Annotated in this window: 2 protein-coding genes; one reads left to right on the forward strand and one right to left on the reverse strand. The window is 48.1% G+C overall.

Annotated elements, in window-relative coordinates; translation table 11 throughout:
- Positions 1-314: AI-2E family transporter (locus R7Z49_RS25275; RefSeq protein ID WP_318112422.1), on the forward strand; the 314-nt coding region annotated here is incomplete at its 5' end.
- Positions 315-346: 32 nt separating this feature from the next.
- On the opposite strand, the gene R7Z49_RS25280 is transcribed toward R7Z49_RS25275, so the two are convergent.
- On the reverse strand, positions 347-684 hold a 338-nt coding region (locus tag R7Z49_RS25280), incomplete at its 5' end, for an EAL domain-containing protein (protein ID WP_318112423.1).

A 684-nucleotide genomic window follows, 5' to 3' on the forward strand; every position in this document is an offset into this window, starting at 1 on the left:
ATTTCGCACCGTATTTGGGGCCAGTGATTTCGATGGTGAGCTTTGGTTTTGTCGCGTATCTGCAGTTAGATTCGGTCAGTTTTATGCTGACAGTGGTGTCGATATATCTGTTGCTGAATTTAATCGAGAGTCAGTTTGTCACCCCAACTTTGCTAGGGAGGCGGTTTAACCTCAACCCGTTAGTCATCTTTATGTGGCTGGTCTTTTGGGGTTGGTTGTGGGGCGGAATGGGGCTGTTGATTGGCGTGCCGCTGTTGGTGTGCATCAACATTTTAGCGGATCGTTTGGCGCTTTGCGGTTCGACGAACATCTAACCGCAAAGTTGCCAGTGTATTGAACGTTGTGCTTAGTTAAATAACTTTTCCGCCGCAATGGGTGGGCTGAATAAATATCCCTGACCGTAGATACAACCTTTGTCGACCAAGTAAGCCACTTGTTCTGGCGTTTCGATGCCTTCCGCCACGACTTTGAGTGAAAGCGTCGTGCCCATTGCAATGATGGCGTTCACTATGGCGTTGCTGTCGTTGTCGTTAGGCACATCACTGACAAATGAGCGGTCAATTTTCAGTTTGTTGATTGGCAAACCTTTGAGGTACGACAGCGAAGAATAGCCTGTGCCGAAGTCATCCAACGAAATCTCGATTCCGAGTTCACACAGCTGATTTAGCGATGCGATGGCCAGTT

This window comes from Vibrio sp. 1562, from assembly GCF_033340155.1.
GTDB lineage: Bacteria > Pseudomonadota > Gammaproteobacteria > Enterobacterales > Vibrionaceae > Vibrio > Vibrio alginolyticus.